Source organism: Melittangium boletus DSM 14713 (assembly GCF_002305855.1).
GTDB lineage: Bacteria > Myxococcota > Myxococcia > Myxococcales > Myxococcaceae > Cystobacter > Cystobacter boletus.
This window is the reverse complement of the sequence record NZ_CP022163.1, coordinates 2,971,586-2,988,182: the sequence shown is the minus strand read 5'-3', so window position 1 is coordinate 2,988,182 and position 16,597 is coordinate 2,971,586. Positions and strand designations below refer to the sequence as shown.

Sequence of the window (16,597 nt, the reverse complement as noted above, 5' to 3'; positions counted from 1 at the left end):
TCAGGCGCTCTTGCGGTTGAGGAGATTGCCCATTTTGGACAGCAACTGCTTGGCGGGGTCTGGCGCGGCCTCGGGCGGAGGGGCACCGGGGCGCTTGCCCGTCACCATGGCCTCCACCTCGTCGGGGCTCTCCGCGTAGAGGCGCGCCGTCTCCAGCGTCGTGCGTCCGGAGCGGACCAGCTCGGCGAGCGAGTCGTCGAAGCGCACGATGCCGAGGCTCTTGCCGCGCTGCTGCAGGGAGGGAATCTGGAATGTCTTGTTGTCGCGGATGAGGTTGCCCAGGGCGACCGAGCCCGGCAGCAGCTCGGCGGCGGCCACGAGGCTCCGGCCGTCGGTGGAGGGCAGGAGCCGCTGGCTCACGATGAGGCGCAGGCTGCTCGCGAGCGTCATGCGCACCTGGGCCTGGTCGCCCGGGGGGAACAGGTCGATGAGGCGGTCGATCGTCTTCGCGGCGCTCGGCGTGTTCATGGTGCTCACGAGCAGGTGGCCCGTCTCGCTCGCGGCGAGCGCCATGCGCACCGTCTCCGTGTCGCGCAGCTCGCCCACGAGGATGACGTCCGGATCCTCGCGCAGGCTGCCCTTGAGGGCGCTGGCGAAGCTCTTGGTGTGCGTGCCCACCTCGCGCTGGCTCAGGAGCGCCTTCTTGCGCGGGTGGAGGTATTCGACGGGATCCTCCACGGTGAGCACGTGGTGCGTGGTGTCGCGGTTGATGATGTCGATGATGGCCGCGAGCGTGCTCGTCTTGCCGTGGCCCGAGGGGCCGGTGACGACGATGAGGCCTTGGTGGTGGTGGCACGCCTTGGCGATGTCCGCGGGTAGCCCGAGTGATTCGAGCGTGGGGACGTCGCGTGAGATGAGCCGGAAGCATCCTTTATAGCCGGTGCGCTGGCGCGAGATGTTGACGCGGAAGCGGCCGGAGTCGCCCAGGTCGAGCGAGAAGTCGCAGCTCCCCTCGCGCTCGAGCACCGGGCGCAGTCGGGCGGGCACGTGGGGCATCAGCATCTTCTCCACGGACTCGGGCGACAGCGGCTCGCCATGGGGCAGCAGCTCCCCCACGAGCCGGAAGAGGGGCGGGCGGCTGGCGACGACGTGGAGATCGCTCGCACCCACGGCCCGCGCGTCCTCGAGCAGCATGCTCAGGTTGCCCGCGGACTCGGGCCGCACGACGAGCCGGGGCGGCGGAGGGGCCTCGGCCTCGGGCTCGTCGGGCGGGGGAATCGTCTCGGCGGGGGACGGAGCGGCGGCGGGTTTCTCCGTGGGGAGGATCTGCACGCCGCCCCGAGGCGCCTTGGCGGCGGGGACGGGCGCGGGCGGACGCGCCGCGGGTGTGGAGGCAGGTGTGGTGGGTGCCGGAGTGGGGGCGGGCGCCGAGGCGGGTGGGGGCTCCTTGCGCACGATGCGCACGTTGAGCACGTCGCCGCGACGCAGCGCCCCGACGATCAGCGAGCCCTGTCCCTCGAGCCGTACGGCCCACTGGCTGGGCTTCTCCGAGATCGTGGCCACGCGGGCCTCGCCCACCATGCCCCGCAGGGCCTCCTGCAGTCCCTCGGGGGTGAGGAGCGCGTCGTCCACGGACTCGAAGCCGTTGCCCGTTTTCACCAGGGGTGTTCGCCCGCTGATGAGGGCCAGCTCCTGGACTCCCGGCTGGCTCAGGTGACGCAACAGTTCCGTGAAGGTCTTCATGCTCGGGCTCACCCTCATCACATCCCCCGGGACGGCTGGCACCCGGGGCCTGGAGTGCAGCATAGCCGGGATTTTCGAGGCTGACTGCGCGGGGGGGGGGACTTTTTGGACCCGGGTGCCCGGGTGGTGGACGGGCGAGCGTGTAGACGCGGGAAATGAAAACGCCCAGCGCGGCTCCCCCGCTGAGGAGGGGCCGGGCCGGGCGCTATCAGGCACGACTGGTGGCGTGTATGAGCGCGCGCTTACAGCTCGCGCGACATGAGGAGGCGCAACTTGCCGGACTTCTTGGACACCACGGTGGCCACCGTGGTGAAGCCCGCCTTGCGGTAGAAGCTCACCGCCGTGGAGTTGGCCGGGTCCACGCGCAGGGCGATCGTCTTGCGGTACATGTCCCGGGCCACCTGCAGGGCCTGGTTGAGCACCGCGGAACCCACGCCCCGGCGGCGCAGCTCCGGCTTGATGACGATGTTGCGCATGTAGGCGGCACCGGGCACCGGGCCATCGCGCTCCACCGTCACATAGCCCACCACCTGGTTCTGCACCTTGGCCACGTGCACGAACGGCCGCAGTCCCGTGAGGGCCTTGAGGCTGTCATCCAGCGTCTCGCCGCGGCTCAGCCACGGCTCCGAGTTGGCGCGCAGTCCGGCCACGGACGCCATATCCTCGTCGCTCGGGGTGTTGTACTTCACCGCCAGAGACAGGTCGTTGGGCAGGTTGGCCATGTCTGGCACTGGCTTCGCGCCCACCTCCACGCCCGCATCCACCCGATTCATCGTCATGCCTTGCTCCTCCATTGCACTCAGGATCTTAACCGCTTCGCCACCGCTCGTGCACGTCCAGGGTTTGGCGTACATTTCCCCTCATGGGGAGTGGGGTGCCAGATTCCACCAAACTGCGCACGTGCTCGCGGCATTCCAAGGCCGCCCGCTCCCGCTTCGTCCGGGGGCGTCCCCATGCGACAAACAGGGGACGGCTTTCAATGCTGAACACCTTTCACTATAAAAAACCGTCCGCATCGAGCGCGCTGGCCCAACCTTCCCCCTTCCCCTCGGCGCCCTGAGCTCCGCACGTGCAACTCAACCACGCCCAGCGCGAACTCACCTTGAAGATCGTCTACTACGGCCCCGGGCTGAGTGGAAAGACGACGAACCTGCGCTGCATCCACGCGCGCGCCCGCCCGGAAGCTCGCGGCCGGTTGCTCAGCGTGGAGACGCACGAGGATCGCACCCTCTTCTTCGATCTCCTCCCCGTGTTCTTCACCAGCAGCTCCGGCTTCAAGGTGAAGCTCAAGCTCTTCACCGTGCCGGGCCAGGTCGTCCACGACGCCACGCGCCGCGTGGTGCTGCAGAACGCCGACGCGGTGGCCTTCATCGCCGACAGCCGCCGCAGCGCCGCCGCGGAGAACAACGCGTCGTGGCGGCGGCTCCGGGCGAACATGAGGGAGAATGGCCTGGACAGCTCCCAGGTGCCGGTGGTCATCCAGTTCAACAAGCGAGACCTGCCCGACGCCCAGACGGACGAGGAGCTGGAGGCGGCTCGCCAGCGGGGCTCGGAGCCCATCCTGGGCGCGGTGGCGCTTCGAGGAGAAGGTGTGATGGAGACGCTGCACGCGCTCTTGCAATCGGCCTGGCGCAACCTGGATGAGCGCATGCGCTTGTCGCGCAACGTCGGCCTGCGCGAGCAGGAATTCCTCACCCACATCTTCCAGCAGATGGACCTCACGGGCACCTCCCTGGAAGCCCTCTACCCGCCCACGGGGAGCCAGGCGCGATGAGCTCCGACAACCCGGGCGCCGCGGGCAACCCGCCGGAGCACGCCGGCCTGGCGCTGCAGCGCAAGCTGTCGCTCGTGGACCTGCTGGATCCACTCACCTTCGGCGACGTGGTGGACAGCCTCGGGGAGCTGTTCCACATGGGGGTGGGGGTGATCGACGAGCGCGGCCGCACGCTCGCGGACACCCAGGGGCCGGGCCGGGACTTCTGCGACCTGCTCGACGCCACCCCGAGGGGCCGCGCACGCCGCGGCTCGCTGATGGAGCGTCTGAGCGAGTCTCCCCCAGGGGCTCCGCCCGGCGCCCAGGGGCTCGCCCCACTGGGGGCCTCGGCGAGCGAGTCGTGGACGCACCCCTGCTTCAGCGGCCTGCGCTACGTGGTGGCCCCCATTTCCTGGGAAGGAGATGTGCTCGGTCGCATCGTCTTCGGACCCTTCGTGCCCGAGGAGGCGGGGGACGTGTCGCCGGCGCTCGAGGAGGTGGAGGGACTGGACGTGGCGCGGGCGCGGGAACTGCTGGCGCGGGTGCGGCGCCTGTCCGAGGCCGAGGTGTCACGGGTGCAGACGCACATGGCCCAGGTGCTCGCGGCGCTGCTGGCGGCCGGCCAGAAGTCCTATCTCACGGGGCAGCTGCACCTGGAGGCCATGCTGGAGACCCAGCGCGAGCTGGAGTCGCAGAACACGCAGTTGCTCCGGCTCAATCAGCGGCTCAAGGAGTCGGACCGCAGCAAGTCGAGCTTCCTGTCCACGGTGAGCCACGAGCTGCGCACGCCCCTGGCCTCCATCATCGGCTACTCGGAGATGCTGGCCGAGGGGCTCGTGGGCGGACTCAACCCCGAGCAGATGCAGTTCGTGCGCACCATCATGGAGAAGGGCAACACGCTGCTCAAGCTCATCTCCTCCATCCTGGACATGAGCCAGATCGAGGCGGGCAAGGTGCGGCTCGCCTTCGAGTGGGTGGACGTGCAGGAGTTGGTGGAGAGCGCCATCACCAGCGTGATGCCCCAGGCGCAGCGCAAGGGCCTGACGCTCCAGCAGCGGATGCCGCCGGTGGTGCAGGCGCGCGTGGTGGGTGACCGGGAGAAGTTGCGGCAGGTGGTGGTGAACCTGTTGGCCAACGCGGTGAAGTTCACGCCGGGCCAGGGGCGCATCGACGTGCGCCTGTCGGAGCTGGGCCCCCGTCCGGAGCTGGGCGTGACGGGCTACTCCATCGAGGTGGAGGACACCGGCGTGGGCATCCCCGAGAGCCAGCGCGACCGCATCTTCCAGAGCTTCTACCAGGTGGACGACAGCCCGACGCGCGAGTACGGCGGCGCCGGGCTGGGGCTGGCCATCGTGAAGAGCTACGTGGAGGGGCACGGCGGGCAGGTGTCCGTGCGCAGCGAGGTGGGCCAGGGCTCGTGCTTCCGCGTGGTGCTGCCCAAGGAGCCGCCCTTGTCGGGCCAGGGCCCGGCCTACATCCCGCCTCCCATCGACACCGAGCCCGAGCGCTTCTGACGCTTGGAGCCCCACGCTGTTCGCTCCATCCGCATCGGATCATCTCCGTCCGGCTGTACTCCCTGGTGGGGAGGATTCCCATGACCGGCGAATGATTCGATGAGTCTTGAATGAGCGCTGGCTACGTGGAAACTCGCTGAATTCAGGGCTGCTTCATGCAACGCTTGCCCGCTCTTGAGATGGACTGGTGTCAGGCGAGGAACTGAAGGCAATGGAAGCGCGGACGCCTGCCTGGCGCCTGAGCCGTGGAGTCCTCGATCCGGAGAAGTTATGAGTCACACCCAGCCGTACCCCTCGCCGAGCCTGGCCGGGTACGTGCGTCTTTCCACCGTGGCCGCTGTGTTGTGGGCCTCGGTCTCGTTCGCTCAGCCCGAGGGTCTGGTGAAGGGCTTCGAGCTGGAGCGTCTGGAACTGAATCACAATGGCAAGGGCTCGCTGGTGATGGGCACCGGCGAGTTGCTTCCCCCGGGAGGCTTTCGCCTCTCGCTCGCGGGCCATTACGAGAAGAACCCCCTGGTGTTGTTCTCGGATGGAGAGCGCCTGGGCTCGGTGGTGTCGGACCGGGCCACGGCGCACCTGCTGCTGGCCTGGACGCCGCTGAGCTGGCTGGAACTGGGCGCCCATCTGCCCCTGGTGGCCTGGCAGCGCGGCGAGGATCTCAGTAGCCGGGGCATCAACGCTCCCGCGCAGACGGGCCTGGGCACGCCCTCGGTGACCGTGCGACTGGGCCTGCTCGCGCAGCGGCGCGAGAACCCGTTGGACCTGGCGGTGGAGTTGGGCGTGGGCCTGCCCGTGGGCAGCGTGGAGACGCTTTCCCGTGACAGCACCTTCCGCTTCGCGCCCAAGCTGATGCTGGGCCGGCGCCTCGGCCCGGTGCGACTCGGCCTGGAGGCGGGCGCGCTGGTGCGGCCCACGACCGTCCTCTACGAGGATTTCAACGTCCAGGACGAGCTGGGCAACGAGGTGCGCCTGGGCGCGGTGCTCGCCACCACGGGCTATGGGCTGCGCGGAGAACTCAACGTGCGCGGCACGGTGCCGCTCACGCGCCAGTCCAGGGCCATTGAAGTGCTCGCGGGTCTGCGCCTGCCCGTGGGTGAGTCGACGGAGCTCTATGCACTCGGGGGCCCTGGCTTCGGCGATACGCCGGGCACACCCTTCTTCCGGGTGCTGCTCGGCGTGGCCTTTGGCGGCACCGAGCCGGACCCCTCGCGGTTCGATGACGATGGCGACGGTGTGATCAACCGGTACGACGAGTGCCCCCAGGTGCCGGGTCCCGCCGAGCGCAAGGGCTGCCCGGTGAAGGACACGGACGGCGACGGCATCATCGACACCGTGGACAAGTGTCCCTTCCAGCCAGGTCTGGCCGAGTTCCAGGGCTGCCCCGTGACGGACCATGACGGAGATGGCATCGACGACGAGAAGGACAAGTGCCCGTGGGAAGCAGGTCCGCCCGAGCGCCAGGGTTGCCCGGTACGGGACTCGGACGGCGATGGCCTCGAGGACGAGAAGGACAAGTGCCCGAAGGAGGCGGGTCCGGTCGAGCGCCAGGGCTGCCCGGTGCGGGACACGGACGGCGATGGCGTGGTGGACGAGCGGGACGCTTGCCCGACCGAGGCGGGCCTCGTGGAACTGCGGGGCTGTCCGTCGAAGGACACGGACGGCGATGGCGTGGCGGACCACGTGGACAACTGCCCCACGGAGAAGGGCGTTGCCTCCAACCAGGGCTGCCCGGCGAAGGAAAAGCAGTTCGTTGTCATCCAGAAGAATGAACTGAAGATCAAGCAGGCGGTGTTCTTCGCCACCAACCGGGCGGTCATCCGCGCGCGTTCCTTCAAGATGCTCAATCAGATCGCCAAGGTCATCAAGCAGCACCCGGAGATCGAGAAGGTGGTCATCGAGGGACACACGGACACCCGCGGAAAGGCCGAGACCAACCGCAAGCTGTCGTTGGCGCGAGCGGAGTCGGTGCGCAAGTTCCTCGTGAAGAAGGGCGTGGACCCCGCGCGGTTGGAGGCGAAGGGCTACGGGCCCGACCGGCCCATCGCCACGAACAAGACATCGAGGGGCCGCGCGGCCAACCGCCGCGTGGTGTTCTCCATCGTCAATCCTGAAAACCCCGGCAGTGCGCAGTAGCTGTAAGGAGGCAATGTCCATGAGGACTCCATTCATGAGGAAGTGGCTGCCCGCCGCCATGGGCGTGTTGGCCCTGGGCTCGACCTCGGCGCGGGCGGAGCCGGACACATTCGGGGTAGGCACGGGGCGTAACGGGGCGCTCACGGTCCCCACGGGCAGCGCCATCATCGTCAACGCCTACGCGCCCGTGACAGCGCCTCTGGCGCGCAAGGCCCTCTCCATTTCAGTGGGGGCTTGCGTCGGAGACCCCTGCTTCAAGGAGGGGGACCTGATTCTGGTGTACCAGGCGACGGGCCTCGTGCCCGCGCCCGTCTCGGGAGCACTGGGGCCCGTTGATCTGACCAATAGTCCGGTGGGTCGGTGGGAACTGGCGAGACTGAAGTCCGTGACGCCGCAGGGAACCTCCGCGACGCTGGAACTGACGGCTCCACTCGTTCACAACTTCGCGGCGAACGTGACGCAGGTCATCCGGGTCCCGGAGTACACCTCCGTCAGTGTCCCCGTGGGACGGTCCATCACGGCCTCTCCCTGGGATGGGAGCACGGGTGGCGTCGTCGCCTTCCTGGCCCAGAACGAAGTGAACAACCAGGGCATCATCACCGTGGATGGGTTGGGTTTTCGAGGCGGCCAGTACGTCGCGGATCTCGCTGGAGGCAGGGGGTGCTCGGAAGTGGACCAGAGCACTCCCTCGGGCTCTCAAAAGGGCGAGGGAATTGGTGGTGCGGCGCGCTACGGGTCCACGCAGACAGGACGCGGGAATGTGGCCAATGGCGCGGGCGGTGCTGTCTGCTTCAGGTCGGGCGGTGGTGGTGGTGGCAACGGAGGGAGCGGGGGACAGGGGGGACGGTCGGATGGTGCGAGCGACGGTGGGCGGAACGTAGGAGGTCTGGGGGGGGTGGCGCTCAATACCTCGGTGCTGACCCAGCTGACGTTCGGTGGTGGAGGCGGAGCGGGTCATGGCACCGTGGTGGGTGGGACGGCTGGTGCGGGTGGTGGCGTCGTCTTCCTCCGGGCCAGCCAACTTTCGGGCTCCGGCACCATCACCGCCTCGGGTGGCTCGGTGGGCACTTTCTCCGAGGGGGGTAGTGGTGGCGGGGCGGGTGGCTCCATCTATGCTCGGGTCGTCAGGTCGGCTGTTTGTGGCGCCGTCGTCGCCAGTGGTGGAATTGGAAGCACTTCCTCTCTTGCCTCCGGTCGCGTGGGGCCAGGTGGCGGTGGCGGCGCGGGGCAGATGCTGTTCCAGGCCTCGTTGGGAGGTTCCTGTGCGCTCGTCGCCGAGGGGGCTGCCCCGGGTGGTCAGCTCATCCCCGCGGAAGGTGCTTACGGGGCTACGAAGGGCGAATCCAGCGATCCCACCAAGAACAAGAAGGAGTACGGCTTCATCATCCCCACGCCTCCTTCGGTGAGCACGCCAGCCACGGGCCTCATCACCAACAACGTTCGTCCTCGCATCACGGGCACGGCTCGGATCTACGCGGAGGCCGCGCCCAACACCGAGGTCATCCTCTTCCTGGATGGCGAGGAACTCGGCCGCGTGATGTCCGATGACAAGGGGAACTACTCCTTCGACCTCCCCCGGGACCTCTCCGAGAGCGAACACCGGGTGGAAACCGCCATCGTGGTGGATGCCGCGCAGAGCCTCAACGGCACGCCCAACACCTTCCTCGTGGACATCACGCCCCCGAGGACCACCATCTCTGGACCCAACGGCGCCATCCGGGAGCGCAATCCAAAGTTCGAGTTCGGCGCGAACGAAGAGGGCGTGACCTACACGTGCAGCCTGGACGGAGCCGAGTTCGGTCCTTGCCCGGCCGATGGCGTCTTCCCGGAGCTGGTCGATGGTGCGCACTCCCTGCAAGTGCGCGCCGAGGACCGCGCTGGGAACGTGGGCGAGCCCACCATTCAGAACTTCAAGGTCACGGTCGCGGACCTCGCGTTGCTCGGGGATGGTGTCGGTTGCTCGTCCGCGGGACGTGACACCTCGCTCCTGCTGTTCTCCCTGGGCGCGCTCGCCATGGGCCTCCGCCGTCGGCGTCACGGTGGCTCTCCTCACTGAGCCATGAGGCCCGCGACTCCCGAGGATGCCGCCATCGTCGTGCGTCTCATGTACACGGCGATCGGCGACATCGCGCACACCCTGTCCGGCACGCGGGACAAGGCCGAGGCCCTCCGGGTGCTGGAGTCGTTCTTCCGACAGGCGCGCAACCGGGTCAGCCACGAGCACGTCTGGGTCCACGAAGCCGATGGGCGGGTGATCGGCTTCCTGTCGGCCTATCACGGCAGCCAGATTCCGGACCTGGACCGCCCGTTCATCGAGCGGCTACGCGCCATCGGGGGTGACCCGAGCGGTGTCATCCCGGAGGCGCGCGAGGACGAGTACTACCTGGATTCCCTCGCGGTGGATGCGGACTACCAGGGCGGTGGGATTGGCACGCTCCTGCTCGACGCGTTCGAGCGGAAGGCCGATGCGCTCGGGCATCCGAAAATCATGCTCCTGGTCGACCAGGAGAATACGAAGGCTCGCCGGCTGTACGAGCGGAGGGGCTACCGAGAGGACGGCTCGTTGCTGCTCAGTGGCCACGTCTTCGACCGAATGATCAAGAATGGCCCTTGGGGCTGAAATAAAGGAAAATGAGCGGGTAACACGGGCTCCGCCCACCGGGTTCATCTTCATGGCCCGCTCCTTCTTCCATGACGTGCGAGGTTCCTTCCGGCACGACCCCAGGTTTTCCTCATCGCTCCAGAACTTCCAGACGCGCTCATGGATCCCTCCTCGACACTTGCTTCTCCGCCCGCGTCCCGGCGCGACGACTCCGTGCCTGAGGACCTCGAGGCGGCCTGGAGACGCGAGCGGGCCGCGCGTCTGGCCGCTGAGCAGGCCCTGGCTCGGGAGTACTCGGCTCGGAGCGAGGGGGCGGCACGGCTCACGGCGGCCCTCGCGGCCGCTCGGATGGGGACATGGCGTCTGGACGTGTTCACGGGCCTCATCACGCGGGACGCCTCGCTCAACAACATCCTGGGCCTGGAGGTGACTCCGTCGGAGGCGCCGCCCCAGGACTGGCGCCAGCTCGTGCATCCCGAGGACGTGGAGCGTGTCGACACCGAGTTGCAGCGGACCCTGCGCGAACAGCGCCCCTTCTCCGTGGACTACCGTGTCGTGCGGCCAGATGGGGGCGTGCGCTGGGTACGTGACCGGGGCATGGTGCTGCCCGACGAGGACGGTGCCCCGCGCTACCTCACGGGCGCGGCCGCGGACATCACCGCCGACAAGCACGCGGAGGAAGAGGCTCGCATCCACGCGGACTTCGAGCAGAAGCTCATCGGCATCGTCTCCCATGATCTGCGCAATCCGCTGAGCGCCATCATCATGGGCGGGCACATGCTGCTGCACCGGGTGAAGGCGGATGCCAAGTCCCACCAGGTCGTGGCACACCTGCTGTCGAGCGCCGAGCGTTGCCACCGGATGGTGAGGGATCTGCTCGACTTCACCCAGGCCCGGTTGGGCGGCGGCATCCGAGTCGAGCCCCGGCCGCTCGACTTTCACGCCCTCGTCGCGCAGACGGTCCAGGAAGTGCGCATGGGCAGTCCCTCGCGCGTGTTCCTCCTGCGGCACGAGGGGGATGCGTTCGGGGAGTGGGACGCGGACCGGCTCTCCCAGGTCGTCACCAACCTCGTGTGCAACGCGGTGAACTACAGCCCCGCGGACACGTCCATCGAGGTCATCACCCGGGGGGAAGGCGAGGACGTCCTGCTCTCGGTGCACAACCAGGGCGCGCCCATTCCGGCGCAACTGCGCGCCCGCCTCTTCGAGCCGATGACGCGGGGACTCTCGGAGGGGGGCTCGGGCGGCCGCAGCGTGGGGCTCGGGCTGTACATCGTGAAGCACCTCGTCGAGGTCCATGGAGGCCGCGTGGACGTGGAGTCCTCCGCGGCCCGGGGAACGTGTTTCTCCGTGCGGCTGCCGCGCCATCCGCCGTTGCGCCGCGCGTGAGGGCCTACGGGCCCGTCTGGACGCCGAAGGTCTCGGCACCCCGGGGCGTCCGGCCGTAGGCCTCGCCCGGCTTCAAGGGCGCGAGCCACAGCAGGTCCAGGGCCCGCAGTCCATCCGCCGAGTAGAGCGAGAGCTCGGGCGCCTGGGGATCCAGCGTCGCCCCCAGCCGCTCGGGTCCCTCGGCGTTCTGGCGGAAGGTCACCACTTGTCCAGGCGCGAGCGAGCGCTCGGGCAGTGTCCACTGGGCGGGAACGCGGGTGAAGCCCGAGAGCTGGAGCCCGCCCAGCGCCACCGGCTGGGTGCTCCGGTTGTAGAGCTGTACCCAGAAGGCGCCGGAGCCGTCCCGGCCCACCCGGTCGATGACGAGCGCGTTGTTGCCGTGCATCTCGATGTCCTGGAGGTGCTGGAGCAACCAGGCCCGGCGCTCGCGCACGAAGCGGCGCAGGTACTCGACGCTGCGCGCGACGTGGTCCGGACTGACGTAGGGGTCCCGCGTCCTGCCGGAGGCATCCGGGGTGATGTAGGGCGCGAGCAGGGCGTGCTGGGCCTCGACGCGCGCCCCGATGTTCTCCTCGGTGAACCATGTGTCGAGCAGCGTGCGCAGCCGGGCGGCGTAGCGGGCGCGCAGACCCGGGTCATCGTAGATGCGCGTGGAGAGCGTGCTCCAGCCGGGTTTCATGTTCTCCATGCCGGGGAACACGCGGCGCTCGTCGGCGAGCACGTACACGTTCGGATCGTAGGGGGTGAAGCTGAAGAGCGCGTGCGCCTTCTTCACTCCCTGGATGACGGGGTTGGTGCGGTTGTAGAGCGATAGGGCGTTGTTGAGATCCCACGGGACGAACGTCCACTTGCGCGTCTCCCGGTCGTAGACGAGGTAGCTCCGGGTGTCGCCCTGGAGGTCATGGGCGATGAGCGTCTCCATGGCCAGCCAGGTGAGGTAGTCCTCGAGCTCCAGCGACTGCTCCAGGAACGCGGGGAGCTCATGGGGCGGCGTGCTCCGCAGACCCTCGAGGAAGCTCCACAGCTCGGTCCAGGGCTTGGTCTCGTTCGTCTTCTTGTCCCAGGGCTCCTGGTACTCCTCCTGGGGTGGGGGGCGCAGCTCGCCGTCGTGCATGCCGGCGCGGTAGAGGTCGCTGTCCCCGTCGAAGCCATGGGCCTTGAGGAAGTCCTTGTTCACGGACTCCAGCTCGGTGAAGACGCCCTCGTAGCGGGTGATGACGGTGCCATCGGGCTGCCGCAGGTGCAGTTGCACGTGGGCATAGCGGGCGTTCGACGCGCGCAGTCCCACGCTCGCCGCCATGTCGAACCACAGCTTCTCGGTGAGGTAGCCGCTGTCCTTCCACGTCGCGAGCAGTTCGATGTTCTTCTTGCCCTCGAAGCGATCCGCCTTGTCGAAGCGCACGTCCCAGGACTTCTTCACGATGCGGGGGTCCGTCTTGGTGGAGCGCCCGCGGAAGCTCAGCTCGGCCGTGTACGCGCGGCCCTGGAGCGTGAATTGCCCCATCACGCTGAAGTCCCGGGAGGGCGGATCGTTGATGTGGTCGTGGAGCGCCTGGTAGTCCTCCTGGCGCAGGGTCAACTCGTAGACGGGAAGGGCCGTCTGGAGTGCGGGCCACCGGGGGGCGCTGGGTGAGGGGGGCGGCTGTGCGGGAGGAGGCGCCGGGTCGGGCGGCGCCGCGTCACCATCCCCCGGATCCGGTGGAGGGCGCTCCTTGTCCGGAGGCGTTCCGGGGTTGCCCGGGACGAACTCGGTGACGTCTTGGGGATTCGTGTGCAGGACGGACGGCCCGGTGGGGCCACCGCATGCGCTTGCCATCAAAAGAAGTCCGGTGAGGAGTACGCGTCGCATGGGCGCGTTCCTGGAGCAATTGGCGCGCCAGGGCTGTAGGCCTGTCCGCGAGCCGGAGCGGGGGGGCACCAGGGGGCAGGATGGGAAAAGAATTGGCTCAGGCGAGGAGGCGAGTGCTCATGCAACCCGTGCCGCTTGTCCCGTGAGGGAGTGCCGCCATCGTTCCGGGCGTGGCATCCTCGCGGGGAAGTCCCCAGCGCTCGAGCGGTGTCTTCCCCGAGACACTCGGCCCCGAGCCACGCGAAGAAGGGCGCATGCGCATCTGCACGTTGATCTCCTCCTATGAGGATTCCACTTCTCCCTACAAGGACATCGATCCCTACCCGGAGCCCGCGCGGTGGATGCCCGAGCACACCTGGACGCGGGCCCTGCTTACGCGGGCCAACGCCGAGGCCACCCTCGAGCGGCTGGAGGGGGAGGGGTTCGACGTCTTCGTGAATCTCTGTGACGGGGCACCGGAGGAGGACATCGCGGGGGTCGAGGTGATCGAGCACCTGTCGCGCCGGGGGTTGGCCTTCACGGGGGCGGACGCGCGCTTCTATTCAATGTCCCGGGAGGCGTTCAAACAGGCCTATGACCAGGCGGGCGTTCCTTCGCCGGGCCATGTCTTCGTGTCGGATGTGGCCGCGGCGGAACGCGCCGCCGAGCGGCTGCGCTTTCCCCTCTTCGTCAAACCCACCTCGGGTTACGCGAGCGTGGGCATCGAGAAGGACTCCCGGGTCGACACCCGGCAGGCGCTGGTGGATCGCGTCGCGCGGACGGCCGCCCGGTTTGGCGGAGCGCTCATCGAGGAGTTCATCGCGGGGCGCGAGTTCACCATCCTCGTGAGCGAGCCGCCTCCGGGGGCGCGGCGGCCGGTGGTCCACACGCCGGTCGAGGTCCGCTTTCCCCCGGAGGAGGCGTTCAAGCACTTCGAGCTCAAGTGGACGGGTTATCAGGCCATGGACATGGTCCCCGTGACCGACGAGGACCTGGTGGCCCGGTTGCGGGAACTGGGCGAGCGGACCTTCCTGGCCACGAAGGCGCGAGGCTACTGCCGCTGCGACGTCCGGATGAACGGAGAAGGGGAGCTGTTCATGCTCGACTGCAACGCCAACCCGGGCGTGTTCTACCCTCCGGACGCGTTTGGAAGCGCGGACTTCATCCTGTCGCTCCAGCCCGAGGGACACCGGACCTTCCTCACGCACATCATCGAGGGCGCGCTGCGTGCCGCGCGCCCCTGAGTCCCCTTGGAGCGGACCGTGAGCCAGAAGCGCGCGGGCGAATTCACCCTCATCGATCTCTTCCTCTCCCAGTTCCCCCGGGCCCGGGTGCCCGTGGGGCCCGGAGATGACTGCGCGGTGCTCGCCCCGTCCAAGGGGGCGCAGTGCATCACCACGGACGCGGTGGTGGAGGACGTGCACTTCACGCGTGCCTGGTTCACCCCCGAGGACATCGGCCACAAGGCCCTGGCGGTGAACCTGTCGGACCTGGCCTCCATGGGCGCGGTGCCGCGCTGGTTCGTCTGCGCGCTGGCGCTGCCTCGGGACTTCCCGCGCCGGGCGCTGCTCGGGATCGCGCGAGGCATGAGCGCGCTGGCGCGGGTGCACGGCATCGCCCTGGTGGGGGGCAACTTCACCTCCGCGCGCGAGCTGTCCATCACCCTCACGGCCGCGGGCGAGCTGTCCCCGGGCACCGCGCCGCTCACCCGCGCCGGGGGACGGCCCGGGGACGTCTTGTATGTGTCGGGGACCCTGGGTGATGCCCGGCTGGGCCTGTCGCACCTGCAACAGGGCCGGCGGCGCTCCCCGGCCATCCTCCGCCAGAAGCGTCCGGAGCCTCGGATCGCGCTGGGCCGCCTCGGGGCGCGATTCGCCTCCGCCGCCCTGGACATCTCCGATGGTCTCGCGCAGGACCTGGGTCATCTCTGCGCGGCGTCGGGCGTGGGCGCCGAGCTGGAACTCGAGTCCCTGCCCCTCTCTCCCTCGGTACGCGCGGCCCTGGGGCCGGAAGGCGCCCTGGCGGGGGGTGAGGACTACGAGTTGCTCCTCGCCGTCCCGCCCGGGCGCACCTCGACCTTCGAGCGGGCCTGCCTGAGGGCCGAGGAGCCCATCACCCGGGTGGGCCGGCTCACGGAGGGGCCGGTGGGGCGTATCCGGGGGGCACGGGGCCAGGGGCTGCGCCTGCCCGCCGGCTTTGATCACTTCCAGGGAGGGGGGCGGATTGACCGTTCCGGACGGGAGGGCTAAACCCTCGGGTTGTCGCTGTTGCCGTCTTCCTTCAAAAGCGAACCCGTGCGCCGCCCTCTTCGCGACGATCCCTCTCCCGGCCTCATTCCCCGCCGCGATACCGTGCAGCGGTTGCTTCGCTCCGTGGATCAGTCGAGCGCGGGAGGTCATGAAGTCTCCCTGCAGTCGAAGATCTTCGTGGGCTACCTCATTCTCGGGGGCCTGTTGACGGTCGCGCTCTTCGCCACCGAGCCGCTGCTGTCCTACTGGTGGCGCGTCCTCGTGGCGGCGGTCATCACGCTGTCCCTGTCGCTCACGCTGCCGCGCTACCTGCCGCGCGTGATGCGCCTGCGGCTGCTGTCGCGCTCCGCCTTCGAGATCTCCCAGGGCGACCTGTCCAAGCCCATGATCGTCGAGCCGCCGCGCGCCTGGCGCCGGGATGAGATCGACGAGCTGGCCATGGCCATCCGCAAGATGCAGGAGAACCTGCGCGAGCTGGTGGGGAAGATCCAGGACACGGCCACGAGCGTGGCGGACACCGCGCGCGACCTGCAGGGCTCGGCGGAGAACGTCAACGCGACGAACGAAGAGGTGGGCTTGTCCATGGACAAGATCGCCCAGGGCGCGGAGACGCAGTCGCAGCTCGTCGGCAAGACGTCCAAGGTCATCACCGAGATGGCCGGCAGCATCCAACGCACCGCGGCGAGCGCCGAGGACGCGGCCCGCACGGCCGCCGAGACGAGCATCGCGGCGGAGAACGGCAGCAAGGCGGCACTCCTGGCGGGCGAGAAGGTGAAGAAGGTCTTCAACCGCATCGAGGCGGCGAGCCAGCAGGTGTTCGCCTTCGGGGAGAAGACGCAGGAGATCTCCAAGATCGTGGACGCCATCACCCAGGTGGCCCAGCAGACGAACCTCCTGGCGCTCAACGCCACCATCGAGGCGGCGCGAGCGGGCGAGTACGGCCGGGGCTTCGCGGTGGTGGCCGACGAGGTGCGCAAGCTGGCCGAGAGCGCGGGCCGCTCCGCCGAGCAGATCTCCCGGCTGGCGCGCGACATCTCCGGCCAGTCCTCGGCGGTGGTGAGCGCCATGAAGGTGGGCATCGAGGAGCTGGCGGAGGGCCGCGAGGACCTGACCGGCATCGTGCGCTCCATGGGCGCCATCACCGGGACGGTGCGTCAGGTGGCGGAGAAGGTGCACCTCATCTCCGACAGCGCCCGCGAGCAGCTCAAGGGCAGCGAGGAGATGGTGAAGGCCACCGAGGAGATTTCCTCCGTGGCGCGCAACAACGCCACCTCCACCGAGGCCATCCAGTCCGTCATCCAGGAGCAGACGGACGCCATGGTGCGCATGACCTCGCTGGCGAGCGAGCTCACCAACCTCTCCATCGAGCTGCAGAGCGTGGTGCGCAGCTTCCGGCTCAATGCGTGAGGGAGTTCAGGGATTTTCCAGGACGTTGGAATTGCTGCT

At 68.8% G+C, this 16,597-nt stretch carries 12 protein-coding genes; 9 read left to right on the top strand and 3 right to left on the bottom strand.

The window, feature by feature from the left end; all coding sequences use genetic code 11:
• Window positions 1–1,683 (bottom strand): type IV pilus twitching motility protein PilT, encoded by a 1,683-nt coding sequence (locus MEBOL_RS12400; protein ID WP_095977629.1) that lies wholly within the window; start codon window positions 1,681–1,683, stop codon window positions 1–3.
• A 242-nt stretch (window positions 1,684–1,925) separates the two neighbouring features.
• A complete protein-coding gene (locus MEBOL_RS12395) occupies window positions 1,926–2,462 on the bottom strand; it encodes a GNAT family N-acetyltransferase (RefSeq protein ID WP_095982734.1) in 537 nt (178 codons plus the stop codon).
• A gap of 290 nt (window positions 2,463–2,752) precedes the next feature.
• On the opposite strand from MEBOL_RS12395, the gene MEBOL_RS12390 reads away from it, so the two are divergent.
• The 6 genes from MEBOL_RS12390 (at window position 2,753) to MEBOL_RS12365 (ending at window position 11,074) form a co-directional block, all read left to right on the top strand.
• Window positions 2,753–3,457, top strand: a complete 705-nt coding sequence (locus MEBOL_RS12390) for a GTP-binding protein (RefSeq protein ID WP_095977628.1) — start codon at window positions 2,753–2,755, stop codon at window positions 3,455–3,457.
• On the top strand, window positions 3,454–4,950 hold the full coding sequence (locus MEBOL_RS12385) for a sensor histidine kinase (protein WP_095977627.1): 1,497 nt from the start codon (window positions 3,454–3,456) through the stop codon (window positions 4,948–4,950). The genes MEBOL_RS12390 and MEBOL_RS12385 overlap by 4 nt, the downstream gene beginning before the upstream one ends.
• 270 nt (window positions 4,951–5,220) lie before the next feature.
• Window positions 5,221–7,083 (top strand): OmpA family protein, encoded by a 1,863-nt coding sequence (locus MEBOL_RS12380; RefSeq protein ID WP_095977626.1) that lies wholly within the window; start codon window positions 5,221–5,223, stop codon window positions 7,081–7,083.
• A 19-nt stretch (window positions 7,084–7,102) separates the two neighbouring features.
• Window positions 7,103–9,139, top strand: coding sequence for an adventurous gliding motility protein AgmC (agmC, locus tag MEBOL_RS12375; RefSeq protein WP_245919694.1), 2,037 nt, complete (start codon window positions 7,103–7,105; stop codon window positions 9,137–9,139).
• A 3-nt stretch (window positions 9,140–9,142) separates the two neighbouring features.
• Entirely contained in the window at window positions 9,143–9,703 is a 561-nt protein-coding gene (locus MEBOL_RS12370) for a GNAT family N-acetyltransferase (RefSeq protein WP_095977624.1), read from the top strand.
• A gap of 195 nt (window positions 9,704–9,898) precedes the next feature.
• Window positions 9,899–11,074 (top strand): PAS domain-containing sensor histidine kinase, encoded by a 1,176-nt coding sequence (locus MEBOL_RS12365; RefSeq protein WP_157774904.1) that lies wholly within the window; start codon window positions 9,899–9,901, stop codon window positions 11,072–11,074.
• A 4-nt stretch (window positions 11,075–11,078) separates the two neighbouring features.
• Here MEBOL_RS12365 and MEBOL_RS12360 read toward each other — a convergent pair whose 3' ends face one another.
• Entirely contained in the window at window positions 11,079–12,923 is a 1,845-nt protein-coding gene (locus MEBOL_RS12360; protein WP_095977622.1) for a CotH kinase family protein, read from the bottom strand.
• A 254-nt stretch (window positions 12,924–13,177) separates the two neighbouring features.
• Between MEBOL_RS12360 and MEBOL_RS12355 the strand changes: the two genes are divergently transcribed.
• From MEBOL_RS12355 to MEBOL_RS12345, 3 genes are read left to right on the top strand one after another with little or no spacing between them, the layout of a single operon-like run.
• A complete protein-coding gene (locus MEBOL_RS12355) occupies window positions 13,178–14,146 on the top strand; it encodes a D-alanine--D-alanine ligase family protein (protein WP_095977621.1) in 969 nt (322 codons plus the stop codon).
• 18 nt (window positions 14,147–14,164) lie between these two features.
• Window positions 14,165–15,151, top strand: coding sequence for a thiamine-phosphate kinase (thiL, locus tag MEBOL_RS12350; protein ID WP_095982733.1), 987 nt, complete (start codon window positions 14,165–14,167; stop codon window positions 15,149–15,151).
• Window positions 15,152–15,196: 45 nt separating this feature from the next.
• On the top strand, window positions 15,197–16,558 hold the full coding sequence (locus MEBOL_RS12345) for a methyl-accepting chemotaxis protein (RefSeq protein WP_095982732.1): 1,362 nt from the start codon (window positions 15,197–15,199) through the stop codon (window positions 16,556–16,558).
• Window positions 16,559–16,597 lie beyond the last annotated feature (39 nt).

Excerpts from the sequence above, each read along its gene's own strand:
- MEBOL_RS12385 (WP_095977627.1), top strand. The coding sequence starts at position 3,454 with ATGAGCTCCGACAACCCGGGCGCCGCGGGCAACCCGCCGGAGCACGCC.
- agmC (WP_245919694.1), top strand. The coding sequence starts at position 7,103 with ATGAGGACTCCATTCATGAGGAAGTGGCTGCCCGCCGCCATGGGCGTG.
- MEBOL_RS12395 (WP_095982734.1), bottom strand. The coding sequence starts at position 2,462 with ATGACGATGAATCGGGTGGATGCGGGCGTGGAGGTGGGCGCGAAGCCA.
- MEBOL_RS12370 (WP_095977624.1), top strand. The coding sequence starts at position 9,143 with ATGAGGCCCGCGACTCCCGAGGATGCCGCCATCGTCGTGCGTCTCATG.
- MEBOL_RS12355 (WP_095977621.1), top strand. The coding sequence starts at position 13,178 with ATGCGCATCTGCACGTTGATCTCCTCCTATGAGGATTCCACTTCTCCC.
- MEBOL_RS12360 (WP_095977622.1), bottom strand. The coding sequence starts at position 12,923 with ATGCGACGCGTACTCCTCACCGGACTTCTTTTGATGGCAAGCGCATGC.
- MEBOL_RS12380 (WP_095977626.1), top strand. The coding sequence starts at position 5,221 with ATGAGTCACACCCAGCCGTACCCCTCGCCGAGCCTGGCCGGGTACGTG.
- MEBOL_RS12400 (WP_095977629.1), bottom strand. The coding sequence starts at position 1,683 with ATGAAGACCTTCACGGAACTGTTGCGTCACCTGAGCCAGCCGGGAGTC.